We start from the raw sequence: 26954 nt of genomic DNA on the forward strand, positions 1-26954 counted from the left end.
CACTTTAATATACTAAATATTCTGCTTTTTCTATACCAAAAAATCGCTTTTCTTACGTCGAACTCAGGTTTCTAGCCATCATATTTTGTTTTACGTTAATTATTTGTCAGTTTTTACCATTTTTTTGGTTAGAAGCGCCTAACTAAGTTCGCTTATTTTTATGATAAAATCAAGTGTTAAGCACGTAAAAAGTCATAATTTTGTTTTGAATATACGAATATCTGTTATTAGTAATAATTTGCGTTTTGCCTTTCATGACGGAGCGTAGCAAATGAAGAGTCTTTCAAAAGCTTGTGTTGAGTACGTCTAAATATCGGAATGACTAAACACTGTTTTTTACATTAGGATATTCAATTTTGAAAAAAGCAGTCTTTGATTATGGAACAAACTACAAATACTATATTAATGATCCGTCCTGTGAATTTCAGGATGAACGAGCAAACAGCAGTAAATAACTATTATCAAAAGGTATTGGGTAATGTGTTGCCAGAAACGGTAAATACCAAAGCTCAGTACGAATTTGATACTTATGTTGAGAGATTAAGAAGCATAGGGGTAAATGTTGTGGTTGTTAATGATACAGAAGAAAGCGATACTCCAGATTCCATCTTTCCTAATAATTGGATTTCATTTCATGAAAACGGAACCGTTGGACTGTACCCTATGTTTGCAGAAAATAGGCGTTTGGAACGACGAGAGGATATTTTAGATATTTTAGAACAACAAGGCTTTGTAATTGAAGATATTATAGATTATACTAGTGCAGAGGAAGATAATGTTTTTCTAGAAGGAACGGGCAGTGTTTTATTGGATCGCAAAAATCGTAGAGCATACTGCGCATTATCTCCCAGAGCTGATGAGGATTTGTTTATTGAATTTTGTGAAGATTTTGAATATACCCCAATTGTTTTCACTGCTTATCAAACTGTGAGCGGGAAGCGTGAGGCAATTTACCATACTAATGTTATGATGTGCTTAGGTGAGACTTTTGCAGTGATATGTATAGATAGTATAGATGATAAAAAGGAACGCAAAAATGTAACGGCTCATTTGAAAGAGAGTAGTAAGGAAATCATTGCTATTTCAGAGGAGCAAGTTAATCATTTTGCAGGTAACATGTTACAAGTAAAAGGAAAAGACAATACGTTGTATTTAGTTATGAGTCAGGCAGCATATAATATATTAACTGCAGATCAAATAGCACGGTTGGAAAAACATACTGAAATACTGGCAAGTTCACTAGATACTATTGAAGCATGTGGTGGAGGAAGTGCCCGTTGTATGATGGCAGAAGTATTTTTGCCGAAATCTTAAATTGCGATTAATTTAAGCAGGTTTGGATTTGGGAAGCTGAACATAGAAGGTGCTGCCTTCGTTAAGTGTGCTTTCAACCCAAATCTTACCATTGTTCAATTCTATCAATTCCTTACAGATAGAAAGCCCTAATCCAGTTCCTTTTTCGTTATTGGTTCCAACTGTTGTAAATGTAGTGTTGCTAAACAGTTTTTCCATATTTTCTTTGGATATCCCAATTCCAGTATCGGCTATGCTTACTATACAACTGCCATTACTAATATGATTGGAAATAGTAATGGTATCCCCATTTTTACAAAATTTCAAGGCATTGGCAAGTAAGTTTTGTACAACAATTTCAAACATGCTTCTGTCGGCATAAGCAAAATCACGTAAAGAATGATCTACTAAGGTAATGCCTTTATTTTCCATACGTTTTTCAACAAGTTTTACCTTGTCTTCAAAAACCTCTTGAATATCAAACAAACTGGGTTTTGGTTCTAAAGAATGCATTTGCGATTTAGACCAGTTTAATAAGTTGTATAAAAGCAAAGAAGCATTATTGGCATTTTCGCTCAATTCAGGTATTAAGTTATCAAATTCCTCTTTCGATAAAGTCCCTTCTTGTAGCAAATTAATAAAACCATTAATAGAAGATAAAGAGTCTTTTAAATCGTGGGACACTATAGAGAATAATTTGTCTTTTACATTATTGGCATTCTCGAGCTGTTCGGTTTGTTCTTGATAGGCTTCGTTTTGTAATTGAATTTTTATATTCTTTTCCTCTAGATCCTGAGTGTATTTTATATTGCTGTTGCGCTTTATGTAAATTAATATTAAAAAAGTAGAAACTATGGCAAACGCTGCAAGAAGTAAATAAGAGATCAGCTTAAAACGATTAAGTGTAGCTCTGCTTCTGTTATTATTAGAGTTTTGAGATAAACTTTCTTCTACCGTATTAGGTTTATCTAAAATAGTATTAACATCTAAATTAGTTGTTTCTATTGTAGATGTATTTATGCTACGGTTTTCGTTTGAAATTTGGTTTTTTAAATCATAGTATCTTCTTTGCCACACAAAAGCAGCAGCAAAGTTCTTTTTAGTAGAATCGATATCTTTCATTAATTTATATTGCCTAAGTAGCTCCTCGTTATTTCCCAAATTTTTTGCCAAGGAACCAGCCTCTAAAAGTTGCTTTTCTGCCAATATAAATTTTCGCTGTTGAAAGTTTAATTCGCCCAAATTGATTAAAGTTGTTAATAACCCAGATTCGTTATTCGTTCGTCGGTTAATTTGTAAGCCTTGTAGCAAATAGCTCGTGGCTTTTTCATAATCCCTGAATTTAAGATATTCACCTCCCAACTTTGGAAAAATGGCACCGCGAATAGAGTCGTTGTTCTTGCCAATACTAGTTATTACTTTTTCGTAATATTCTATAGCTTTACGGTGTTCTCTTTTTATAGAATAAAGCTTGGCCAAATTACTTTGACTATTGATTGTAGCAGATTTATCCTTTAACGCTTCTTGAAGCTCCAGAGCCTTTAAGTTAAACGTAATAGAATTATCAATATCGTTTACATTATAATAGGCCTCTGCAAGATTTGAATAGGCAGAAACCAGTTCGCTTTTTAAGTCTCTTTTCTTAAATGCATCAATAGCAGCCAGCGAATATTGTAAGCCTTTAGTATAATTTCCGCGTTTAATTTCTATTAAACCAATGCTGTTGTTTACTTTGGCAATGCCTAGAGTGTCATTTAATTCGTTAAATAATGTTTTAGACTTTGAGTAATTGGAAGTGGCATTGATATAATCATTTTTTTGCGCAAATATCAAAGCCCTATAATAGGTAATTTCGGCAATCCCTTTTTTGTAATTCAATGAAGAGGCAAGTCTGTCACTTTCTATAATATATTTTAACGCTCTATCATAATCTTTTAAGTCATAAAGCGATTTAATAAGGCTTAAAGAAGTGTCTACCTTTAAGGTGTCTTGGTTTTGAAATGCTAATTGTATGGAAAGGCTGTCTAATTCCTTGGTTTGCGAAAAACTGTAGAAAGCAGATAAAAATATAATTATAATTAACGTAATTGTTTTTCTCATACAATGTATAAATTACAAGTACTGTCGCTATAATTAAGGTATCTTACTTTGAGGGAAAAAAAGATTACTCTATTTAAGCTTAAAAAATATTAGTGTTTAAAAGTTCATTAATAGCTAATGGTTAAACAAAAGTTGGAAAAACTGTCTTTAAAAGCTAATTTCTCTGTTTTACTACCAAAAAATTAGATGAAATGAAGCCCGAAATTTTGAGAAATATCGACGAATAGATTAACGGCAAAAATCATAGAAAAACAACACTTTTATCGATGAAATGCACCTGCATAATTTGGAGTTATATTTATATCTGTAGTAATTCTTTGAATATAAATGCTTTTAAGAGGATTTGTTGAGTTACCATTAGTAATTTCCAGTTATGTTGTAGCCTATGCATTAAAGCTCATTTTTATAAATACTGCTTTAATAAAAATTTTATCTTTGTGCACTCAAAAAAAGTACTATTAATGAGCTTTCAAGAAACTTTATCAAACCAAGTAAAACAAGCTGTTTTATCAAATTATAAGATAACTGTCGATACCGTAGAATTTCAAGCAACCAGAAAAGAATTTGCTGGGGATATTACGGTTGTAATTTTTCCAATGTTACGTTTTATAAAAGGCAATCCAGTACAAATAGGAGAGGTAATAGGAAATTATTTGGTAGAACATGTTGATGAAGTAAAAGCATTTAATGTTGTAAAGGGCTTTTTAAATATAGAAATAAGTGATGCTTATTTTATTGACTTTTTTAATGGTATAAAAGATCTACCTAACTATGGTTTTGAAATGCCTCAGCAAGGAGATAAAGCTATAATGGTAGAATATTCGTCACCAAATACAAATAAGCCATTGCATTTAGGACATATAAGGAATAACTTATTAGGCTACAGTGTTGCGGAAATTTTAAAAGCTTCAGGTAAAAAAGTTTATAAAACACAAATTATAAACGATAGGGGTATACATATTTGCAAAAGTATGCTTGCCTGGAAACGTTTTGGTAATGGAGAAACGCCAGAAAGTACAGGTTTAAAGGGGGATAAATTAGTGGGCAATTACTATGTGAAGTTTGATCAAGAATACAAAAAGGAGATAGAAACTTTAGTTGCCAAAGGACAAACAGAAGAGGATGCTAAAAAAAACGCACCAATTTTGTTAGAAGCCCAAGAAATGCTTTTAAAATGGGAAGCCGGAGATGAAGAAACGGTTGCATTATGGAAAAAGATGAACGGTTGGGTGTACAATGGCTTTAATGAAACCTATAAAAATTTGGGAGTCGATTTTGATACCTTATACTATGAAAGCGAAACCTATTTGTTAGGAAAAGAATTTGTGTCAGAAGGTTTAAAGTCAGGGGTTTTTGTTAAAGAAGCAGATGGTTCGGTTTGGTGCGATTTAACCGAAGATGGTTTAGATAAAAAAATAGTACAACGTGCCGATGGAACCGCTGTGTATATGACTCAGGATATTGGTACTGCTATACAGCGTATTAAAGATTTTCCTGATGTTGGTGGTATGGTATATACCGTTGGAAATGAGCAGGACTACCATTTTCAGGTATTGTTTTTAATTCTTAAGAAGTTAGGTTTTGAATGGGCTAAAAACCTATACCATTTAAGTTATGGTATGGTGGATCTTCCCAGTGGAAAAATGAAGAGTAGGGAAGGTACCGTGGTAGATGCCGATGATCTTATTGAAGAAATGGCTGCTACAGCTGGTGAGATATCCGAAGAATTAGGGAAATTAGAAGGTTATACTGATGCTGAGAAACAAGAGCTATACAAAGTTATAGGACTAGGGGCTCTAAAATATTATATCTTAAAAGTAGATCCTAAAAAACGTATTCTTTTTGATCCTAAGGAATCTATCGATTTTCAAGGGAACACAGGGCCTTTTATTCAGTATACTTATGCCAGGATTCGATCTATCCTAAGAAAGGTAGATTTTAGTTACAATACGGCTTTAAGTGTTGGAGATAAGACGTTAGCAGATAAGGAGCGGGAGCTAATAAAACAATTACAGTTGTTTCCGGAAGTTGTTCAAAACGCAGCGACACAACACAGTCCGGCATTAATTGCTAATTATACCTATGATCTGGTAAAAGAATTTAATTCCTTTTATCAGAATATATCCATTCTGGGTGCAGATAATGAAAATGACAGGATATTTAGGGTGCAACTTTCAGAAAAAGTAGCGGTGACCATAAAAAATGCCTTTAAGGTATTGGGGATTCAAGTGCCGGAAAGGATGTAGTAACTTCTTATTTGATACTTTCCCATTTGGGATGTTTCTTTAGTTCGTCCATTAAAAATTGTTTGGTTTTCTTCTCCTCCCCAGTTAGAGAATCTGGATGTATGGGGTGTTTTTCCAAAGGATCTTTATCTAAATTGAAAAACTTTCCGTCTTGGTATAATTTATAACCAAGCGTTCTAACAAATTGATTTCTATATTGATTAACGCGTTTCCCCCATTGCGGGTCGTAGTGTACAAATGCCGTGTTACGCGCTTTATAGCCAGTGCCTTTTAATAGAGGATAGAAACTTTTACCGTCTGAGGGAGTTTCTTTTCCTACGATATCAGCCAAGGTTGGAAAAAAATCACTAAACTCTATTAGCTCATTATAAACAAATCCTTTCTTAATAGCTTGAGGCCAAGAAACAATTAGCGGTACATGTGTGCCAGTGTCAATTGTATTGCCTTTAGCTCCCTGAACAATACTATTTGCCATTTTCGAATATATTGTAGGATGTGTGCCATTGTCACCAGTAAAAATAATGATTGTATTATCTTCAATATTAAGCGCTTTGAGCTTGTCCCTTATACTTCCTACAATTATATCAGCATAGCTCACCATATCTTTAAAATAGGTCGTGTCGTTTTTCTTTCGTAAATCAACTTGTTCCCAATCTTTAGAATCTGGTGTAGGTACAAAAGGATCATGGACCAAGACCATTGGATAGTAGATAAAAAAGGGACTGTCCTTTTTACGCTCCATATACTCCATGATATAGTTGACGAATAAATCAGGTCCATAATCATCCATTTTTCCTTTTATAAGCTCACCATTTTGCTCGATTAAGGGAGCTGCATACCGTCCGCCCTCACTTCCAGATTTAGTTAATTGCCATAAGCAATATTCGTCAAAACCAAAAGAGTTGGGTTTTGTGTTGTCATTCCAATCGAGAATGTTGTCTTTGTGGTAAGCTCCATTAAGTTGCCATTTTCCAACAATACAGGTTGCGTACCCTGCATCCTGCATTAAGTTTCCAAAAGTGTATTGATCTGTGTTTAAATGACCAAAATAATCGTAATTTCTGTAGTTATATAGTCCAGTCATTATTTTTACCCTTGAAGGCGTGCAAAGAGGTTGGGAAATGCACTTTGAAAAGCGAATCCCATTCGAAGCTAAATGATCGAGGTTTGGTGTATTGTATGATATGGAACCATTAGAACTTAAGCATTCATATCCCATATCATCAGCCATAATAAGTATGATGTTAGGTTTGCTTTTATCCGATTGGCAAGAGCAAAAGAAAACCATAAGAATCAAAAGAATAGATAAAAAACGTTTCATAGTAACTTCAAGAAATTTGGAAAAGGTTTGTCATTTATATGTAAAATTAAACATTAATAAGGATTAAATGTTTGATTGCTATTGTATTGCTCTTTCACCTTTCTTATTAAAAAAACTACTAAAACTAATTATTAACACATATTTATATTCTCTTGTAAACAACAGATATTCAAATTTAGGTGTTTTTAAAAGATTTCCTTGCTGTCTTGATATTCATTTTCTTGTTTTCTATGGTCGATTTGTTCAACAACATACTTTGGGGCATTGTCCTTTTTATAAAATACGATAGGAATAGGTATAATTGAAGTCACTATAATCATACCTATTAAGGCAAAGTGCCTTAATGTGTTTTTAAAAGATTTCATTTTAGTAATAGCAAAGCGCATTAATCGTTAATGCGACAGATTAATAAATAAATTGAGGTTTTCCGTTACAAGCAATGGCAAGCGAGTAATTTATTTCAAAGTAACCTTATCGGTAATGTTTGATTGCGTTTTGGCAATAAAGGTTTTGTTCTAAAATGGAATTAAAATTGACAAATTGCATAACTGCCTTTCTTTGGGATTTAAATTGAACAGTAAAATTGAAATACTGTAAACTTAAAAGGGACTTAAAGCTAAAAATAGTGTACTGGTTGTGTGTAACTTTTAAAGGGGTTGTATTAATATAATAGGCAGTATGGTTGTGACTATTAGGTCGGGAGGTTGTAATCTGCTCGGTTTGGGGCTTTTGATAATTATTAATAGTTCCTGTAAAGCCAGAAGCGGTTATTAGGATAACTAATAAGGCAAGACAACCAAAAAGCGCTTTTATGTTTTTTAAAGCCAACATGTTACAAATATAAGTAATTATTAAAAGCGAACTCTAAAGCTAACATTTGGAGTGATGCCAAGGGATTCATTATCAATTTGGTTGACTTCATTATTGTCATCGAGTCTGTAATATGTATTTATAATGTTCTTTCTGTTTAAAATGTTCCAAACAGAAGCACCAACGGTTGCTTTAACCGTATCTGTAACATTAAAGGAGTAAGTAGCGGAACAATCTACACGTAAATAATCACTTAAGTTAGAGCTGTTGGGGGCAGCATAAGTTATTTCATTGTCATCGGGGGTGTCTTCCAAGACAGGTTTTGTAGTAGGCTTTCCAGAATGCCAATTTAAGCCAGTAGCAAATTTAAAAGTATTACTGGTATAGGTTCCCGCTAGGGTAAGCGCATGGGTTATGTCTGTGTTGTTCGGAAAAGTATGTCCGTCGTTTAAAGATTCAAAAATGTAATTATTAGAACTGAACGAATAAGATAGCCAGGTGCTAACGATATTGTTAAATTGTTTGTTTAGTAAAAAATCGATACCTTTTATAGTATAACCACCAGTAGCATTTGTGAATTGATATTGGTTTTGAAACCCTTGGCTTCTTGTAGTAATTCCATTTACTTTTTTTATATAGGCCTCTGCGCTTATTAACAGTTTGTTTTTGTTGTAATGAATACCTGCAGAAAGTTGTTTGCTCTTAATAACGGGGATGGGGTGTATTACTTTACCGTTAATAATTGTGGCTTCACTTTTATTGTTGGATAAAACCCAACGACGCTTTTCAATGCCTAAAAAATCATTCTGGAGATCTATGATTTGTGAGGTGGTCTGACTTTTAAACTCACCCAATATTTCAAAACGGAAGTTGTTCAGGAATCGTTGGCTAAAGCTTAACCTTGGTTCTGCCAAAAACATATTGAACTTGGAAATATAATTTAAGCGGCCTCCCAATCTTAAATTGGTTTTGGCATGATGCGATAAAAACCCAGTTTCGGCATAAACAGCATGGTTCAACATCACTTCTTTAATATAACTTCTAAAGGGAGGGTTGTTAACGTCTTCTAAGTTGCTAATACCAACCTCTGTAAACTGATACCCACCATCTATTTTAAATCGGGAGTTGGGCTGGTAGTTAACATCCAGTTTTATGGAACCATCGTATACTTCATTTTCTTGAATGAGTCTTTGGCTGTTAATGATATCGAAATTTGTAGCGTCTAAATCGTAATTTGTAACATATATCTGTGATGTAGTTGATAATGTGCTGCTCCAATCTCTTATGTAGGTTATGCCAACAGCCCTATTCTCTTGTAATAGCTTACTGTTCAAAGCTTCATCCCTGTCGTTTATGGTAGACTGCTCTAGGTAATTCAAGCTGTTGTTTACATTTAAAACATGAAAACGGATTTTATCCCTTTTTGAAATATCATATAAGAACTTTACGGCAATATCATAAAAATAAAATTGTTCGTTTTTGGAAATAGTGTTTAAATCTTGATTTGAATTGCTTAGATCTGAATCTTGAAAAATACGTTTGAAATATTGGTCATAAGTTGGGGTGAGTATCAAATCGGTTACAGAGCGTCGGGTAGAAAATTGTAATTCAGTTTTTGGTGAAAGGGGGATTTTTGCATAAGCATCGGCATTAATTAAATTGAAACCTATTCCAGCCTTAAACTTGTGGTCTAACACATTAGGTAACTGAATGTCTATAACACTCGAAATAGCATCGCCGTGTTTTGCACTTGTACCATTTTTAAATACATTAACACGTTTGGTTGTATATGGACTGAAGGCAGAAATAAGTCCAAAAAAATGCCCGGATTGATACATTTTTATGCCATCCCAAAGTAATAAGTTTTGGTCATGGGTGCCACCTCTAATATTGATGTTCGAAACAGTTTCATCGGTACTAATAACACCAGGGAGAGCTTGTATGGTTTGTAAAACATCTGGCTCTATTAAGCCAGGAAGAATGCCAAAGCCTTCTGGTTTGATCATAACAGAGCCATCATTAAATTTTGTGATACCTGTGGTAAGGTAATTATTAACGATTACTTCTTCTAATTCTTGTAATTTAAAAGTAATGGGAGCTGGCTTGATTTTTTTTATGGCAACAAAACGTTTGTCCAATAATTGGAAGTCTAGATTTGTTTCAGATTTTAATACATCCAAAACAGTTTCTAAAGTTAAACTCTCAGCAGGGAGTGTAGCTTTTTTGTCTTTAATGGCTGCATCTACATAAGAGAACTTTATGTTATATCTGCTTTCTAAAACCTTTAAAATGGTAATAAGTGGTTGTTTCTCTTTTTGAATGGTTTGAGTGTTTATACTTTCAATATTCAAAAAAAACAAAAAGATAACAATAGAAAGTAGCCTTCTATTACTCACGGGTTAATATTATGGTGTTGTTAACCTTACTGTAAGTTACTTGTAGGGGTAAGGTAATAGATTGTATCGCAACATCTAGATTGTTATGGGCAAAACTACCACTAAACAGTTGTTTGGTGTCTATGTTTTTTGTGGTAATATTAACATTGTACTGTCTTTCAAATTCGGCAATTACCTCCTTGTAGGGTAAGCTATTAAAAGTACTCTCATTATTTAGCCAAGAAGGACTTGGTTGGCTTTCTTTTTCTTTAGCAATTAATTTCCCATCAATAATTAAAAAACTGTCTCCAGGTTTTAATTTTGTTTCTTGAGAATTATGGATAACTCCAACCAAGCCTTCGTAACAAATAACTTCAAAATAATTTTTTCTTTGCTTTACATTAAATTGGGTGCCATAAACGGTAACGGTTCCAGATTGTGTGATAACATTAAATGTTTCTCCTTTGGCAACTTTAAAAAAGGCCTCACCTTCAAGTTTAACATTTCGTTTGTGCTTCCAAGATTTTTTGTTAAATACAATGGACGATTTAGCGTTAAGCGTAACACTAGAAGCATCGGGCAAGCTTATAGTTGTTTTTTGTGCCATAGCTGTCGATACGTTTGTGTCTGGATTTGAGGTGAAATAGTATAAACCAAAACAAACGGCAATTACAGCGGCAACTCTCATAAAAGGTTTTAACCAAGAGCTTTGCTTTTTAGAGTCTTTAATAGTTGATAAAGCACGTTCTAATTCTTTAGAAGTGTCATAGTCTTCCGCTTTAAAGGCCTGTAAGCTATGTGTTAACTTCATTAAGTCTTCATAGTCCTCAAGCGCTTTAAATGCCTCAAGTTCTTGGTCATTTAAATCGTTATTTAACCATTTCGATATTAAAAATTCTCTATCCATCATATCTAAATTCAACTATATAACAATTAACGTTTATTTTTTCCTACCCTATCTTATAAAAAGTTTCAAGTTTATGGTTTCTAATTAGCAACAAATAACAATCATTACAATTCTTTAATGTCCTTTCGTAATTTCTCTAAGGCTCCATAAATACGTTTTTCAACCGCTTTTGTAGATATATCCAGAAGTTTGGCTATTTCTTTAAAGCGTTTGCCTTCAACCCGGTTCATCATAAATGCTTCACGTTGCGCATCAGTTAAATTAGCAAGGGCTCTTTGTAATTTGTCCATGTATTCAGACTCCTGCATTAAAAACTCTGGGTTTTCATTAGTAGACATTTTGGGTTTGGTCTGTTGGTACTTTAAAACTACTTTTTGATGGGCTACTTCATTTAACATTAAGTTGTTGGCCGTAGTAAATAAAAAGCTTTTGGCTTTATCTGGAGTAACCTTAGCACAATTTTGCCATAATTTAACATAGGCTTCCTGTACTTTGTCTTTAGGATTTAGCAATTCACCAAACTTATAATATAAAAAGTCATGTAAATCTTTGGCGTATTTATTAAAAATAGAAGAAAACAGGTGTTCTTCGCAAATATTATCATGTAGCTGTTTCTTCATGGAGCTTAGGTAGTTGGAACCTCTAAAATAAAGTTTTTTGGAGTTTGGGTTTTAGAATTTTTAATTTTTTTTGGGAATAAGGGTAGGAATTTTTTAAGGTTTCCTGTTTTATGGTTAAAAATGCTATGTTAAACCCTAAATCAAACATTATGAAAGATCTAATGAAAACATTATTAATCGTACCTTTTTTTGCCCTTTTACTGTTTACTTCTTGTCAAGATGAAGTTGTAGACATTACGCCCCCAAATGATTCTGAAGCACTTGTTGCTAATTCTGAATTGACCAAATTGATAAGTGCTACATCTATTAAAGATGGATCGGATGATAACATTATAGATAGAGCAAGTTGTTTATCTGTTGAGTTACCGGTTACAGTTATTGTTAATGGCCTTGAGATTACTGTTGATTCGAAAGAGGATTTTAAAGTAATCGAGGCCATTTTTAATGAATTTGAAGATGATGAGGATCATTTGGATATTGTTTTTCCAATTACAATAGTATTATCTAATCATTCAGAAGTAGTTATTGAAAATAAGGATGCTTTAGAAAATCTTATAAAAGAGTGTAAAGGAGAGAATGAACCAGATGACGATATAGAATGTATCGATTTTAAGTATCCAATTTCTTTTTCGGTTTACAATACCGATTTTGAGATAATTGATGTTGTTACCATTGAGAGCGATCGACAATTATACCACTTTATGAAACGTGTAAAAGAAGGAGAAGTTTTCGCCAGTCTTAATTTTCCAGTAACTATGGTTTTAAGTGATGGATCTGCTGTGGTTGTAAATAACAATCAAGAGTTGCAGCAAGTAATTCAAGATGCAAAAGAAGCTTGTGATGAAGACGACGATAACGATTATGGAGATGATGATTTTACAAAAGAACGTTTAGATAATTTATTAATGTCTTGCCCGTGGGTCGTTTACGAATTTAAAAGAAATGAAGACAATTTGAACGATAAATACCGCGAGTATGTTATTGCATTCAAAGAGAACAGCGTTGTTAAAGTACGTGCCAGAGGAGGCGATATGCTAACAGGAACATGGTCAACTCGTGTTACCGATCAAGGTGCATTAATAAAATTAGAGTTCGATACCTTGGTTGACTTTACTTTAGAGTGGTTTGTATACGATCTAGAACCAGGAAGAATAAAACTATATCAAGCAGGGGGCAACAGGATTATATTAAAGAAGAACTGTGATGTTGTTGTCGATTACACAAAGGAGAGAATATATAACTATTTACAAGAATGTTTATGGCGCATAGTACGCTTAAGTGTTGATGGTATAGATAATGAAAAAGATTATATAGGGACACCTTTAAAATTCTTCGAGAACAATGTTGTTAAACTAAGGGTCAATGGAGAGTATATAGAAGGTACTTATGAAATAGGTGTAAGAAATGATAATTTTATTTTACAAATTATTCTGGAAGGAAGGCCCAATTTAAAACTAGAGTGGGTAATAACTTTCCTAGAGCCAGGTTTAATTAAGCTTGAGAATGCTAATAACAGAATGGTATTGGAAAGACACTGCCCGAATACCGACGACGATTTGAATTACATTGATGGTGTATTGACCGATGGCGATTGGGAAGTGGCCAGGTACTTCATAGCAGAGGGTGAATTGGAAAAAGACGATGAGTTTTTTATGTACACATTAAATTTCTTTGAAACAGGCAGGGTAAGAGTTACCGATCCTAATAATGGTACTTTTGGAGGTTCTTGGTTGTCATACAGAAAGGAAGGGTTAAAACTGGCCTTGTATTTTGGAGATAATGACCCATTTAGCACTTTAAACCATAGATGGCAAATCAAAGAAATATCAGAAAATAGAATTGAATTAAAAGACTATAGTGCCACAGGAGCAATAGAGCGTATATTAGTCTTAGAAAAGAAAATGTAGTATAGCTATATATGAAAAAGAGAAATTTATCTCAATAGGTTGGTTAGTTAAGTTTCCTTTTAAAAGCGGTCAATTATTTGAATATTGACCGCTTTTTTATTGATAGTTACTTAAATAATAAGCTTCAAATGATTAAATTTGCAACTTTATTTCCACATCCTTCTAGAATGTTTAGTAGCGATGTAAGCAAAATTTTGAATCTGAAATATGTTTAATAATTTAAGTGATAAGTTAGATAAGGCCTTACATGTATTAAAAGGACATGGTAGTATTACAGAAGTTAACGTAGCTGAAACTTTAAAGGAAGTGCGTCGCGCATTGCTTGATGCCGATGTTAACTTTAAAATAGCAAAAAGCTTTACCACAAAAGTAAAGGAAAAAGCTTTAGGGCAAAATGTACTAACTACGCTACAACCCGGACAGTTAATGGTTAAGATCGTAAAAGACGAATTAACCGAGCTTATGGGAGGCGATGCGGAAGGAATTAACCTTTCAGGAAATCCGAGCGTTGTTTTAATGTCTGGTTTGCAAGGATCTGGTAAAACAACATTTTCTGGAAAGTTAGCCAATTACTTAAAAAATAAAAAAACAAAAAGACCTCTTTTGGTGGCCTGTGACGTATACCGACCAGCAGCGATAGATCAGTTGCACGTTGTAGGAGATCAGATTGGTGTTGAGGTATTTAGTGATCGTGGTAATAGCGATCCTGTTGCTATTGCAAAGGCGGGGGTAGCCCATGCAAAATCTAATGGATACAATGTGGTTATAATAGATACCGCAGGGCGTTTAGCTGTAGATGAGGCGATGATGACCGAAATATCGAATATCCATAAAGCAATTCAACCACAAGAAACCTTATTTGTTGTAGACTCAATGACAGGGCAAGATGCTGTAAATACAGCTAAAGCCTTTAATGATGTTTTAAATTTTGATGGTGTTATTCTAACAAAGTTAGATGGTGATACTAGAGGTGGAGCTGCGATCTCTATTAAGTCTGTAGTCAATAAGCCTATTAAGTTTATAGGTACTGGAGAAAAAATGGAAGCCATAGACGTGTTTTATCCATCACGTATGGCCGACCGTATTCTTGGTATGGGGGACGTGGTGTCCTTAGTAGAGCGTGCACAGGAGCAGTTTGACGAGGAAGAAGCTAGAAAACTTCAGAAGAAGATAGCTAAAAACCAGTTTGGATTTGATGACTTCTTAAAGCAGATACAGCAGATCAAGAAAATGGGTAATATGAAAGACCTAATTGGTATGATTCCAGGAGCTGGTAAAATGATGAAAGGAATTGATATAGACGATGATGCTTTTAAAGGTATTGAAGCTATCATTCATTCAATGACTCCTAAGGAGAGAAGTAATCCTGGGATTATTAATGCCAGTAGAAAGAAACGAGTGGCAAAGGGATCTGGAACTTCTGTACAGGAAGTTAATCAGTTGTTAAAGCAATTCAATCAGATGAGCAAGATGATGAAGATGATGCAAGGTGGAGGCGGAAAGAAAATGATGCAAATGATGAAGAATATGCGCTAATCTAGTGTTCGGTCACAGTTGCAGTTTTCAGTAATTAGATAGATAATTTTTAATTATGGATTTCAAAAAATTATTGGCTTATCAAAAATCATTCGATTTGGCTATGTATATTTTTGAGGTCCCTAAATCCTTTCCAAAAGAGGAGGTTTATTCGTTAACAGATCAAATAAGAAGGAGTTCTCGTTCAGTATCTGCTAATATTGCTGAAGCTTATAGAAAAAGAAAGTACGTTAAGCATTTTGTAAGCAAGCTTACTGATGCTGATGGTGAAAATTCAGAGACTAGCACATGGCTCGATTTGTGCCTTTGAATGCAAGTGTCTTTATGAAAAAGATTATATTGAATTTGTTAAATTAGCGAAAGAAGTAGGGAAGCTAATAAATTATATGATTAATAATCCAAGCAAGTTTGGAGTCGATACGGAATAGTTTTTTCTGCGACTAAGACTGCGATTGAAAACTAATAATAAAAATGACCATACTAGACGGTAAGAAAATCAGTAATGACATAAAAGAAGAAATCGCTAATAATGTTAGCAGCATGATAGCAAATGGTGAAAAAACACCGCATTTGGCTGCGATTTTAGTAGGTACAGATGGTGCTAGTATGACCTACGTTAATGCGAAAGTGAAAGCTTGTGAAAAAATAGGATTTGATTCTACATTAATAGATTTGCCAGAGGAAACTTCAGAAGAAGTACTCTTGCAAAAGATTCATGAGTTAAATACCAATGACGATATTGACGGATTTATAGTTCAGTTGCCACTACCTAAGCATATTGATGAGCAAAAAGTGTTAATGGCTATAGATCCCGATAAAGATGTGGATGGGTTTCATCCAACAAACGTTGGTAAAATGGCTTTGGATTTGCCTACTTTTTTACCAGCAACACCTTTTGGTATTTTAGAATTGTTAGAGCGATATAATATTGAGACCTCGGGAAAAAATGTCGTTGTGATGGGAAGGAGTCATATTGTTGGACGCCCAATGAGTATTCTAATGAGTCAGAAGCGTAAAACTGGCGATGCCACTGTTACGGTGGTTCATAGCCGTACAAAAAACTTAGCCGAGATAACCAAAGAAGCTGATATTATTGTAGCAGCCATAGGAATTTCAGAGTTTTTAACTGGTGATATGGTTAAAGAAGGTGTAGTTATTATAGATGTAGGAATAACACGCGTTCCAGATGAAACTAAGCAACGTGGTTACAGGTTAGCTGGAGATGTTGATTTTGAAAGTGTAAGTAAAAAAGCAAGTTATATAACACCAGTGCCTGGAGGTGTTGGTCCAATGACCATTGCAATGTTGCTTAAAAATACATTGTTAGCCAGAGAGAGACATAAAAAATAAAATTCTTTATTAAAAGTTGAAGTAGGTAAGCATTATAGTTAATAATTATAATGCTTTTTTTTTATCCAATATTTGCTAAGCTAATTTTCTAGGTGAGATTGTTTTTTAACGATCTCACCTTTTTTATGATGCCTATTCATTGAAGAAATATAGTCTTAGGAAAGAAGTGTTAACTTAATGTTACCAACAAGCAAAAAAAGTATCAGTGAAAGTTGTTTTAAAGGTAGATAATATTCAGATGAATAAATTAGATTTGTTATTTGTACATTGTAGATTATTTTAAACTAAATTTTATTAAGACATTTTGGATTTAAAACTAAAAGATAAGGTCGTTATCGTTACTGGAGGATCTAAAGGAATAGGGCTGGGAATAACAGAGGCTTTAGTAAATGAAGGAGCCATTCCAATGATTGTTACCAGAAATGAAGAAAGTGTTTTGGAATTAATGGAAACTTTCAGGGCAAAAGGGCAGAAAGCTTCTTATGCCATTGCAGATTTAGTCGATCCAGCCCAATGCAAAGCTGCAGTAATAAAAACAATAGAAGAATTTGGAAGGATAGACGGCTTGGTAAATAATGCAGGTGTTAATGACGGTGTTGGTTTGGAACATGGATCATGTGAAGACTTTATGGAATCCATTAAAAAGAATCTCACACATTATTACTTAATGGCACATCATGCACTTCCCGAACTTAAAAAGAGTAAAGGAAGCATTGTAAATATAGGCTCTAAAACTTCGTTAACAGGTCAAGGAGGAACATCAGGCTATGCAGCTGCAAATGGAGGGCGTAATGCGCTAACACGCGAATGGGCTGTAGAGTTGTTGCCCTATAGTATTCGAGTTAATGCTGTAATAGTTGCAGAGTGCTATACACCACTATATGACCGATGGATAAAAACCTTTGATAATCCAGAGGAAAAATTACAAGCTATCACAAAAAATATTCCTTTAGAAAATAGAATGACCGAAGCAGGAGAAATAGCAAATACTGTCGTCTTTTTATTGTCAGAACGTTCCAGTCATACTACGGGGCAATTGATTTTTGTAGATGGTGGTTATGTGCATTTGGATAGAGCACTCTAACTTTCGTCGAAAAAATAAAGGATACTAAACTAAGATAACTAAATTTAAGCTTTATTTTAATTATTAAAACCTATGGATAACATTAAAAAAATACCCGTTGTATCGAAGAAAGTTTTACTTCCTTTTATTTTAATAACCTCATTATTTGCGCTTTGGGGTTTTGCCAATGCAGTAACAGACCCAATGGTCCAGGCGTTTAAAAAAGTTTTAGAGCTTTCAAACTCCCAAGCCGCTTGGGTACAAATGGCTTTCTATGGTGGGTACTTTTGTATGGCCTTGCCAGCAGCTATGTTTATGCGTAAGTATTCTTACAAAGTTGGGATTTTAATTGGACTAGGGCTTTATGCTACGGGAGCTTTATTGTTTTATCCGGCAGCCATTACAGAGAAATTCTGGTTCTTTTGTTTGGGGCTTTATATTTTAACTTTTGGGTTGGCATTTTTAGAAACAGCAGCAAACCCTTATGCTTTGGCATTAGGGGCTAAAGAGACTGCTACACAGCGTTTAAATTTAGCACAGGCTTTTAACCCAGTTGGTTTAATAGCAGGATTGTTTGTTGCCCAACAATTTGTTTTAAAGAATCTGCAATCAGATGATATTAAGGATTTTAGTGCTTTGGATGAAGCCTCTAAAGTATTGATAAAGACATCAGACTTAATGGTTATTCGTGATCCATATGTGATTTTAGGTTTAGTTATTTCAGCAGTATTTGTGCTGTTTGTAGTTAGTAAAATGCCACAATCTAAAGATGAAGGAGGAATGCCAAGTATAGGCGATACATTTGTAACGTTGGCAAAAAATAAAAAGTATGTATTAGGGGTATTGGCACAGATTTTATATGTAGGTGCCCAAATTATGTGTTGGACTTATATCTATCAATATGCCGAAGGCATTGGTATGGACAGTGTTACTGCAGGTTATTACCAAATGGGCGCATTTGTACTGTTTACGATAGGTAGAGCAGTTGGAACGTATTTGCTACGGTTTGTTAGTTCAGGAAAGCTGTTAATGTATTTTTCTGTGTTCTCAATGGTATTTGTATTCGGAACCATGTATATTAACGGTATTGTAGGTCTTTATAGCTTAGTAGGTGTTTCATTTTTTATGTCCCTAATGTTCCCTACTATTTACGGTATTGCATTGGGAGATTTAACCGAAGAACAATCGAAAGTGGGCTCTGCAGGTTTGGTAATGGCTATTGTAGGTGGTGCACTAATGCCTAAATTGCAGGGAATGATTATTGATGCTGGGGGTAACGGCGTGGCCGATACTAAAATAATGGGTGTCTCCGAAGTTAACTTTTCGTTTATATTGCCACTGCTTTGCTTTGTGTACATTGCGTGGTATGGACTAAGGGTTTTTAAAAGACATGAAGCTACGGATGATGCATTACATTATGTGAATAAAGATTAAATGGGAAATTTAAAAAGACATTGTTTTGCATTAGATTTGGTAGATGATCCCAAATTGATGGCAGAATACAAAAAATATCACGAAAAGATCTGGCCAGAGATAACAGCTAGTATTAAGAATGCCGGAATAGAAGTATTAGAGATTTATTGTGTTGGGAACCGTATGTTTATGATTATGGAAGTTAATGATACCTTTTCATTTGAAAGGAAGTCCCAAATGGATGCCGATAATCCAAAAGTACAAGAGTGGGAAAGGTTGATGTGGAAGTACCAGCAAGCGCTGCCAACAGCTAAAGAAGGAGAAAAATGGTTGGTGATGGAGAAAATATATGAATTATAGTTTAATCAATTAATAAGATAATAGAAATGAGATTATTAGTGGTAATATGCGCGTGCTTTTTAAGTATATCATGTTCGAATAAGTACAAAGAAGTGGCAAATACAGATCAGGATTATCCAATTATTCCTAAACCATTGGTTATGGAAATGGCTAAAGGAAGGTTTTTAGTTGACAATAACACTAAGGTTTCAGGTGAAGCCTCGCTAGAAAAGGAAGGCCAGTTTTTAGCTGATATGTTAGGAGCAGCTGCAGGTTTGGATGTTCCGTTCAGCGAAGGAGCACAGGGGAATATTCAATTGAAGTTGGATAACAGTATTTCAAATGAAGAAGGTTATAAGTTAGAAGTTGCATACAATAAGATAAGCATATCAGGAAAAAATGCCAAAGGTGTGTTTTACGGTATCCAAACCTTACGTCAATTACTGCCAGCAAGTATTGAGTCTGCCAATGGAAGTTTGAATGAATTAACCATTCCTGCGGTAAGCATTAAGGATGAGCCTAGATATGTCTATAGAGGGATGCATTTGGATGTAGCACGTCACTTTTTCCCAGTGGACTTTATCAAAAAATATATCGATTTAATCGCTTTGCACAAAATGAATACCTTTCACTGGCATTTAACCGAAGACCAAGGTTGGCGAATCGAAATTAAAAAGTATCCAAAACTAACCGAAATAGGCTCTAAGCGCTATGGGACAATTGTGGGGCACCATCCCGGTACAGCCAACGACGAAAAAGAGTATGGAGGCTATTATACCCAAGAAGATGTTAAGGAAATTGTAGCCTATGCAAGTGAAAGACACGTTACGGTTATTCCAGAAATAGAATTGCCAGGACATAGTAGTGCAGCCATAGCCGCATACCCTTACTTAAGTTGTTTTCCAGAAGAACCAACAGTTGTCACCAATGATATGATGTCCCAAAAAGGGAAAGAAGTTCAAGCAGCCGGAACTCCAAAGATTGTTCAGGAAACTTGGGGCGTTTTTAACGATGTATACTGTGCCGGTAAAGATGAAACCTTTGCGTTTTTACAAGACGTATTAGATGAGGTAATACCATTATTCCCTTCAAAATATGTTCATATTGGAGGCGATGAATGTCCTAAGAAGAATTGGGAAAGATGTCCCAATTGTCAAGCCAGAATTAAAGCAGAAGGTTTGCACGACGAGCACGAATTACAAAGTTATTTCATCCAACGCATGGAGAAATATCTCAATTCCAAAGGAAAGCAAATCATAGGTTGGGATGAGATTTTAGAAGGAGGGTTGGCTCCTAATGCAACAGTAATGTCATGGCGAGGAACTAAAGGTGGAATAGAAGCGGCCAAACAGCACCATGATGTTATAATGACACCAGGGCATTCGTGTTATTTCGACCACTATCAATCTCAAGATAAAGCTAACGAACCTTTGGCTATTGGAGGGAAGACGACCGTAGCAGATGTATACGCATACGAACCAACACCAGAAGAGTTATCTGCAGAAGAACAAAAATTTATATTAGGAGCACAAGGTAATGTATGGACAGAATATATGGCGACTACCGACTATGTTGAGTATATGATATTGCCCCGTATGAGTGCTTTGTCGGAAGTAGTTTGGTCTGATAAAGATGCTAAAAACTGGGACGATTTTAATGCTCGACTTAACATTTTTGTAGATCGTTTGGATGCTATGGGGCTAAATTATGCAAAGCATAGTGTTCAAAAAAAATCAGAGTAAGAGATAGGAAGGACGTATTTTAGAGAAAAAAGGAAATAATGACAGTAGGATTATTTATCCCTTGTTACATAAATCAATTATATCCACAAGTAGGAAAGGCAACATTAGAAGTTTTGGAAAAACTAAATGTTGATATTGTTTATCCTTCGGGACAAACCTGTTGCGGACAACCTATGGCCAATTCAGGATATGAAGGAGAGTCGATTGGAGCATGTTTGAATTTAGTAGAAAACTTTAAAGATTTCGATTATATTGTTACACCTTCAGGTAGCTGTGCATATCATGTTAAACAACATTATGATATTGTAGAACAAACAGATGAAGTTGTTAAGGTTCGTAATAACGTATACGAGCTTTGTGATTTTATAGTTAATGTTTTAAAGAAAAAAGACCTCGGAGCTAGATTTCCACATAAAGTAGGCGTTCATAAAAGTTGTCATGGGTTAAGAGGTTTACGCTTGGGTTCATGCTCTGAAGTTGCTGGAGAGTCCTTTTCGTTTATTGAAGACTTGCTTAAAGAAGTAGATGGCGTCGAATTAATGCCGTTAACACGTAAAGACGAGTGTTGTGGCTTTGGGGGTACTTTTGCAGTTACCGAAGAAGCTGTTTCCGTAAAAATGGGAAAAGACCGTATTCAAGATCATTTAAATAGTGGAGTAGAAGTTGTAACAGCAACCGATACCTCATGCTTAATGCACTTAGAAGGTTTAATAACCCGTAATAAGCATCCCTTAAAGGTGATGCATGTTGCTGAAATTTTAAATAGCACAATCAAGTAAAGAAAGATGGAACACTCTGTAGCAGCGAGTATATTTAATAAAAACGAAGCCAAGGTAAACTGGCATGATAAGGCCTTATGGTTTGTACGTCACAAGCGAGACCTTTCTGCACATACCGTAAAAGGTTGGGAACGATTGCGAGAGCTTGGATCTGCAATAAAGGCCCATACACTGTCTAATTTAGATAATTATTTAGTCGAATTTGAAAAAAATGCCCTAAAGAATGGGGTACAAGTGCATTGGGCAGCCAATGGAGAAGAGCATAATCGTATTGTACATAGTATATTAAAGGAGCATCGAGCTAAAAAAGTAGTAAAAAGTAAATCGATGCTTACTGAAGAATGCCATCTAAATCCCTATTTGGAAGCCGACAATATTGAAGTAATTGATACCGATTTAGGAGAGCGCATTGTGCAATTAGCTAAGGAACCGCCAAGCCATATTGTATTGCCAGCTATCCATAAAAATAAAGAAGAAGTTGATGCGTTGTTCCAAGAACATTTGGGTACAAAGCCTTGTAATGGAGATCCTCAGTATTTAACTAATGAGGCTCGTAAACATTTACGGGAAAAGTTTATAGAAGCTGATGTAGCTATAACAGGGGTTAACTTTGCCATAGCCGAAACTGGTGCTGTAGTTGTGTGTACAAATGAAGGTAATGCCGATATGGGAGCACATTTGGCTCCAGTGCATATAGCTTGCATGGGCGTAGAGAAGCTTATACCCAAACAAGAGCATTTAGGGGTGTTTTTAAGGTTATTGGCAAGAAGTGCTACAGGTCAACCCATTACAACCTATTCCTCCCACTTTAAAAAGCCACGAGAAGGTGCTAAAATGCATATTGTAATTGTAGATAATGGAAGAGCAGAACAGTTAAGCAGACCTGATTTTAGAGCTTCTTTGCATTGCATTCGTTGTGGGGCTTGTATGAATACTTGTCCGATTTACAGACGAAGTGGTGGACATAGTTATAATGCAACCATTCCAGGCCCCATAGGTTCTATACTATCACCTGGAAAAGATTTAAAAAAGTATAGTAGCTTACCGTTTGCCTCTACCTTATGTGGCTCCTGTAGTGATGTTTGTCCTGTTAAAATTGATATTCATAAACAGCTGTATAAATGGCGCCAAATTATAACTAAGGAAACTCCACAACCTGCCATGAAAAAAATGTCAATGAAGTTCATGGGGCGCATGTTTTCCAATCCTAAACAATATCAAAAGATAGGAAGAGCAGGACGTTGGGCTTTGCGAAATTTGCCTAAAGTCATAATTAATTCACGCCCTAATGTATGGGGTAAAGAAAGGGATTTGCCAAAAGGACCTAAAGAAAGTTTTGATGATTGGTATAAAAAAAGAAATAAAAATGGGAAGTAGAGACAGTATATTAGCTAACATAAAGCATAATAAACCCGAGTTACTACCTCTTCCGGAAATAGATTTTGGTGTATTTGAAGATACCTTGGATTTAGTTGAAGAATTTACCAAGAAGGTGGAAATTGTTGGAGGTAATGTATTTAATTTAGGGTCGATAGAGGAGGTTTTAAAGCAGGTTAAAACTTTGTTTCCCGATACCAGTCATAACTATTCCACAGTAGAAGGAACGGCTAATTTTAATACAATCAGTTTAGAGACATTGCAAAGACCTCATGACCTTAACGATTTAGATGTATTGGTGCTAGAGAGTTCGGTTGCAGTATCTGAAAATGGGGCCGTTTGGATTTCTAACAATCAATTACCAGTTAGGGTATTACCTTTTATAACCAAGCACCTTGTTTTAGTCTTGAACAAGAGTTGTTTGGTGCCAAATTTACACCATGCTTATAAAGCCTTGAATGGTATAGATAATGACTTTGGCGTGTTTATTTCTGGCCCTTCTAAAACAGCAGATATTGAACAATCTTTAGTTATAGGTGCGCACGGAGCGTTGAGTTTAAGTGTGTTTTTAATAGACTAAAGCCTTATTTATATTTATATAAGGCAGTGATACTTTTATTGCTTTAAATTCCTTATTTTTTGTATTTTTACATTTTATGTATAAGCCTGTTTATGCAATTGGGTTTATATTAGTTTGTGAAATATGCCATAACAATTCGTGATGTCAACCGAAAGAGAAGGTTCCACGGTTCTATAAAAACGTAAAAGTGGAGTTAAATGTTTAATGGCATATTATATCTGACGGATAAATAACAATAAAACTTAAATAAGTGAAACTACATTTATTAGACCGGAGCAATAGAATAAAAAATAGTTCTTTCACTATTACAGAAAACCGTTATCCGTTTTTTTTAAAAATATGGCATTATCATCAAGAATTAGAATTAGTTGTTATTCAAAAAAGTACTGGAACACGATTTATAGGTGACAATATTGAAAAGTTTAATGTTGGCGATGTTGTTTTAATCGGTAAAAATTTGCCGCATATGTGGTTAAATGATAAAGAGTATTTTGAAGAAGATTCAAAATTGGAAGCACATGCCTTAGCTATTCATTTTAAAGAAAACTTTGCAGGCCAAGGTTTTTTTGATATGCCAGAAATGAATGGTATTGAAAAGTTAATTGACAAGTCGAAATATGGTATAAAGTTTTCTGGGGATTTAACACTAATAAGAGAATGGATGAATAGCCTTAAGGGCTTGGAAGATTTTGATAAAGCGATTAAGTTTATTCAAATTCTCAATACTTTAGCCAGACATAAAGATTATAAATTGTTGTCTAGCAGCGGATTCATAAACTCATTTAAAATGACTGAAAAACATAACCTTAATAAGGTATATGAGTTTATAATTAAGAATTTTAGAGAGCAAATAGGCTTAGCTGATGTAGCAGATATTGCCTGTATGAACCCTTCTGCATTTAGTAGGTTCTTTAAACGTGTTAATAGGAAAACATTCAGTGAATACTTAAATGAAGTCCGTGTTGGTTATGCCTGTAAATTATTGATAGAGGAAAAGTATAACATATCAGAAATATGTTTTGAATCTGGATTTAACAATATTTCTAATTTTAACAGGCAGTTTAAAAAGACTATGAAATACGCGCCTACAGATTATATAAAGTTTCACGCCCAAAGAGCGTAGTGGATACCTTAACTGAAGTTTTATAGAACCAAATAGTTAAGACCTTTTCCTTCTTGGTGGTGTTGGTTTGTATTCCTTTGAAGAGCCACTAATTAAGCGGTTCAGTTCATTAAATTCATCAGAAGTAAGTTCCCTGTATTCACCAATAGGCGTATCCAGTTTAATATTCATAATCCGAATGCGTTTAAGCGTAACAACCGTATAGTTAAAATATTCACACATACGACGAATTTGTCGGTTAAGGCCTTGCGTTAAAATAATTCTAAACTCATACGTATTAATCTTTTCTACTTTACACTTTTTTGTAACGCGATCCAGAATAGGGACACCCGACGCCATGCGTTTTATAAAAGTTTGGGAAATAGGCTTGTCGACCTTTACAATATATTCTTTTTCGTGATTGTTGCTGGCACGCAAAATTTTATTTACGATATCACCATCATCCGTTAATAAAATAAGCCCTTCACTTTGTTTGTCTAAGCGACCAATTGGAAAAATACGCTTTGGATAGTTTATGAAATCAATGATATTATCCTTTTCTACCCGAGTATCAGTAGTGCAAACAATGCCAACAGGTTTGTTTAAGGCAAGGTAAACGAACGATTTTTTTGTAACGTTTATCAATTTTCCATCAACGCTAACAACATCATTTGCAGCTATTTTAGTGCCTTTTTCGGGTAGTTCACCATTAACGGTTACACGACCAGCCTCAATGAGTTTGTCGGCTTCACGACGTGAGCAATACCCCACTTCACTTAAATATTTATTAATGCGTTTTAATTGATCTGACATGCGGCAAAAATACAATAAACTAATAACTTATAAAGTCTATAATATGCTTATTAACAGCATCAAATTTTAAACTGTGTCCATAACCTGTTGTTGTGATTAATTTAGAATTTTTATAATTGCTTTTAAAATCTAAAGCATCAGAAAATGGGATAATATCATCATGCTTATCATGGATAATAAGTCCTTTCGTATTTATACTTTTTGAAAAATTAGCAGCCGAAAAGTAGTCGGGAGGGTATTTGTGGTGTTTTAAAACATATAAATCCATAGCATTTGATACCTTCTTACTATATCCCATCATGGATTTATAGCGGTTAAACATTCCAGTGAAATTTGAAGGCGCTCCTAGTATAACCAATTTGTCAATAAAGTTTAATTGGTATTTGTACAAAGAAAATACAGTAGACATACCACCAACAGAATGCCCAATAATAATAGTTGCATTAAACTTTTTGGCTACTTTATAGATGTATTTTGAATAGACCAGAGAATTAAAAAAACGACCATTAGAATTTCCATGAGCCGGTGCATCGAGGGCAATGATGTTATGATTTAAATTTTTTAAGTTTGCTATTAAGTCCCTCCACCTAAAGGTATTGCTTTCCCAACCGTGTACTAGTAAAACAGTTTCTTTTTTACCAATCCATCTGTAGGACATGATTGAGGTGCCGTCGCAATCTATTTCTTCTTTAAATGCTGTGTCAAGGAAATCGTGTGCTTCTGTAGTTAACTTTCTCCCCTTTTTTGGGGTAGAAAATAGTTTTATGGCAAGCTCAGCGGCCTGTTTGGAAGAAAAGATACCAATAATATTAATAAGAGTACCGATTAGTCTAGCTAGATATTTTTTCATCTAATTAGCTTCTCTGTTGACTAAATCCATAGAGAATGCCGGGGTACAAATAGCAATGTATTCGCAGGGCTCTGTAAACGGATTGGAATATTGAACACGGGTGTTTTTATTGATTTTTATAGACTGACCAGCATTTAGTATAATTGTTTCACCATTTATTATGAATTGTTTTTTGCCTTTTATGATAAAGGTGTATTCATCAAATTCGGGTGTTTGAAAAGGTTCACTCCACCCAGCAGGAGCTTTCATGTGCGCTATGCTAATTTTTGAATTGCCATCAGAAGCTATTCCAAAGTGTTCTTTTATAACTTTACCATCACTGGTAGGTACTGTAAAAGGGGAATCTTGTACGATGTATTCTTTCACACGAATAAATTTAAGTTAAACATTTAATTTTCAATATTTTATACAATTATCAGTTAAGGACACCT

22 protein-coding genes and 1 pseudogene are annotated in these 26954 nt (G+C 34.6%); 14 read left to right on the top strand and 9 right to left on the bottom strand.

The genetic code is table 11. The features are described from left to right. Nucleotides 1-378 precede the first annotated feature (378 nt). Nucleotides 379-1314: a citrulline utilization hydrolase CtlX gene (gene ctlX, locus ABD792_RS08495; RefSeq protein WP_345005478.1), complete on the top strand. Its 936-nt coding sequence runs from the start codon at nt 379-381 to the stop codon at nt 1312-1314. A 12-nt stretch (nt 1315-1326) separates the two neighbouring features. On the opposite strand, the gene ABD792_RS08500 is transcribed toward ctlX, so the two are convergent. Then, entirely contained in the window at nt 1327-3393 is a 2067-nt protein-coding gene (locus tag ABD792_RS08500; RefSeq protein ID WP_345005479.1) for an ATP-binding protein, read from the bottom strand. 461 nt (nt 3394-3854) lie between these two features. Here ABD792_RS08500 and argS point away from each other — a divergent pair, with 461 nt between their 5' ends. Next, the gene (gene argS / locus ABD792_RS08505; protein WP_345005480.1) at nt 3855-5639 is read left to right on the top strand and encodes an arginine--tRNA ligase; all 1785 of its coding nucleotides are present in this window, start codon (nt 3855-3857) and stop codon (nt 5637-5639) included. A 7-nt stretch (nt 5640-5646) separates the two neighbouring features. Here the strand turns inward: argS and ABD792_RS08510 are convergent, their stop codons facing one another. The 5 genes from ABD792_RS08510 to ABD792_RS08530 form a co-directional block, all read right to left on the bottom strand. After that, the gene (locus ABD792_RS08510; RefSeq protein ID WP_345005481.1) at nt 5647-6960 is read right to left on the bottom strand and encodes a sulfatase family protein; all 1314 of its coding nucleotides are present in this window, start codon (nt 6958-6960) and stop codon (nt 5647-5649) included. 185 nt (nt 6961-7145) lie between these two features. After that, on the bottom strand, nt 7146-7325 hold the full coding sequence (locus ABD792_RS08515; RefSeq protein WP_345005482.1) for a hypothetical protein: 180 nt from the start codon (nt 7323-7325) through the stop codon (nt 7146-7148). A 486-nt stretch (nt 7326-7811) separates the two neighbouring features. After that, complete coding sequence (locus ABD792_RS08520; protein ID WP_345005483.1) at nt 7812-10166, bottom strand: TonB-dependent receptor plug domain-containing protein; 2355 nt, start codon at nt 10164-10166, stop codon at nt 7812-7814. Next, nucleotides 10159-11055, bottom strand: coding sequence for a FecR family protein (locus ABD792_RS08525; protein ID WP_345005484.1), 897 nt, complete (start codon nt 11053-11055; stop codon nt 10159-10161). The genes ABD792_RS08520 and ABD792_RS08525 overlap by 8 nt, the downstream gene beginning before the upstream one ends. 101 nt (nt 11056-11156) lie before the next feature. Beyond that, complete coding sequence (locus ABD792_RS08530) at nt 11157-11672, bottom strand: RNA polymerase sigma factor (RefSeq protein WP_345005485.1); 516 nt, start codon at nt 11670-11672, stop codon at nt 11157-11159. Between the two features lie 149 nt (nt 11673-11821). On the opposite strand from ABD792_RS08530, the gene ABD792_RS08535 reads away from it, so the two are divergent. The 12 genes and pseudogenes from ABD792_RS08535 (at nt 11822) to ABD792_RS08590 (ending at nt 24881) form a co-directional block, all read left to right on the top strand. Further along, nucleotides 11822-13579: a hypothetical protein gene (locus ABD792_RS08535; protein WP_345005486.1), complete on the top strand. Its 1758-nt coding sequence runs from the start codon at nt 11822-11824 to the stop codon at nt 13577-13579. Between the two features lie 207 nt (nt 13580-13786). Beyond that, nucleotides 13787-15115 carry a signal recognition particle protein gene (ffh, locus tag ABD792_RS08540; RefSeq protein ID WP_345005487.1) on the top strand — a complete coding sequence of 443 codons (1329 nt, stop codon included), beginning with the start codon at nt 13787-13789 and terminating at the stop codon, nt 15113-15115. Nucleotides 15116-15170: 55 nt separating this feature from the next. Then, nucleotides 15171-15543, top strand: a pseudogene (locus tag ABD792_RS08545) (four helix bundle protein). Between the two features lie 43 nt (nt 15544-15586). Further along, nucleotides 15587-16465 (top strand): bifunctional methylenetetrahydrofolate dehydrogenase/methenyltetrahydrofolate cyclohydrolase FolD, encoded by an 879-nt coding sequence (folD, locus tag ABD792_RS08550; protein WP_345005488.1) that lies wholly within the window; start codon nt 15587-15589, stop codon nt 16463-16465. A 304-nt stretch (nt 16466-16769) separates the two neighbouring features. Then, nucleotides 16770-17549 carry an SDR family oxidoreductase gene (locus tag ABD792_RS08555; protein WP_345005489.1) on the top strand — a complete coding sequence of 260 codons (780 nt, stop codon included), beginning with the start codon at nt 16770-16772 and terminating at the stop codon, nt 17547-17549. Nucleotides 17550-17621: 72 nt separating this feature from the next. Further along, nucleotides 17622-18962: an L-fucose:H+ symporter permease gene (gene fucP / locus ABD792_RS08560; RefSeq protein ID WP_345005491.1), complete on the top strand. Its 1341-nt coding sequence runs from the start codon at nt 17622-17624 to the stop codon at nt 18960-18962. Next, nucleotides 18963-19301, top strand: a complete 339-nt coding sequence (locus ABD792_RS08565) for an L-rhamnose mutarotase (protein ID WP_345005492.1) — start codon at nt 18963-18965, stop codon at nt 19299-19301. It abuts the gene before it with no gap. A 26-nt stretch (nt 19302-19327) separates the two neighbouring features. After that, the gene (locus ABD792_RS08570; protein ID WP_345005493.1) at nt 19328-21022 is read left to right on the top strand and encodes a beta-N-acetylhexosaminidase; all 1695 of its coding nucleotides are present in this window, start codon (nt 19328-19330) and stop codon (nt 21020-21022) included. A 38-nt stretch (nt 21023-21060) separates the two neighbouring features. Next, on the top strand, nt 21061-21801 hold the full coding sequence (locus tag ABD792_RS08575; protein WP_345005494.1) for a (Fe-S)-binding protein: 741 nt from the start codon (nt 21061-21063) through the stop codon (nt 21799-21801). A 6-nt stretch (nt 21802-21807) separates the two neighbouring features. Further along, on the top strand, nt 21808-23178 hold the full coding sequence (locus tag ABD792_RS08580) for a lactate utilization protein B (RefSeq protein ID WP_345005495.1): 1371 nt from the start codon (nt 21808-21810) through the stop codon (nt 23176-23178). Then, nucleotides 23168-23758, top strand: coding sequence for a LutC/YkgG family protein (locus ABD792_RS08585; RefSeq protein WP_345005497.1), 591 nt, complete (start codon nt 23168-23170; stop codon nt 23756-23758). The genes ABD792_RS08580 and ABD792_RS08585 overlap by 11 nt, the downstream gene beginning before the upstream one ends. 250 nt (nt 23759-24008) lie before the next feature. Continuing rightward, nucleotides 24009-24881 (top strand): AraC family transcriptional regulator, encoded by an 873-nt coding sequence (locus ABD792_RS08590; RefSeq protein ID WP_345005498.1) that lies wholly within the window; start codon nt 24009-24011, stop codon nt 24879-24881. Nucleotides 24882-24917: 36 nt separating this feature from the next. On the opposite strand, the gene rluF is transcribed toward ABD792_RS08590, so the two are convergent. The 3 genes from rluF to ABD792_RS08605 are packed head-to-tail and all read right to left on the bottom strand — an operon-like array spanning nt 24918 to nt 26889. Continuing rightward, nucleotides 24918-25673: a 23S rRNA pseudouridine(2604) synthase RluF gene (gene rluF, locus ABD792_RS08595; protein WP_345005499.1), complete on the bottom strand. Its 756-nt coding sequence runs from the start codon at nt 25671-25673 to the stop codon at nt 24918-24920. Between the two features lie 19 nt (nt 25674-25692). Beyond that, complete coding sequence (locus tag ABD792_RS08600) at nt 25693-26523, bottom strand: alpha/beta fold hydrolase (protein WP_345005500.1); 831 nt, start codon at nt 26521-26523, stop codon at nt 25693-25695. Then, nucleotides 26524-26889: a cupin domain-containing protein gene (locus ABD792_RS08605; RefSeq protein ID WP_345005502.1), complete on the bottom strand. Its 366-nt coding sequence runs from the start codon at nt 26887-26889 to the stop codon at nt 26524-26526. It lies immediately after the preceding gene. Between the last annotated feature and the right edge of the window lie 65 nt (nt 26890-26954).

It is taken from the genome of Snuella lapsa (genome assembly GCF_039539345.1).
Taxonomy (GTDB): domain Bacteria; phylum Bacteroidota; class Bacteroidia; order Flavobacteriales; family Flavobacteriaceae; genus Snuella; species Snuella lapsa.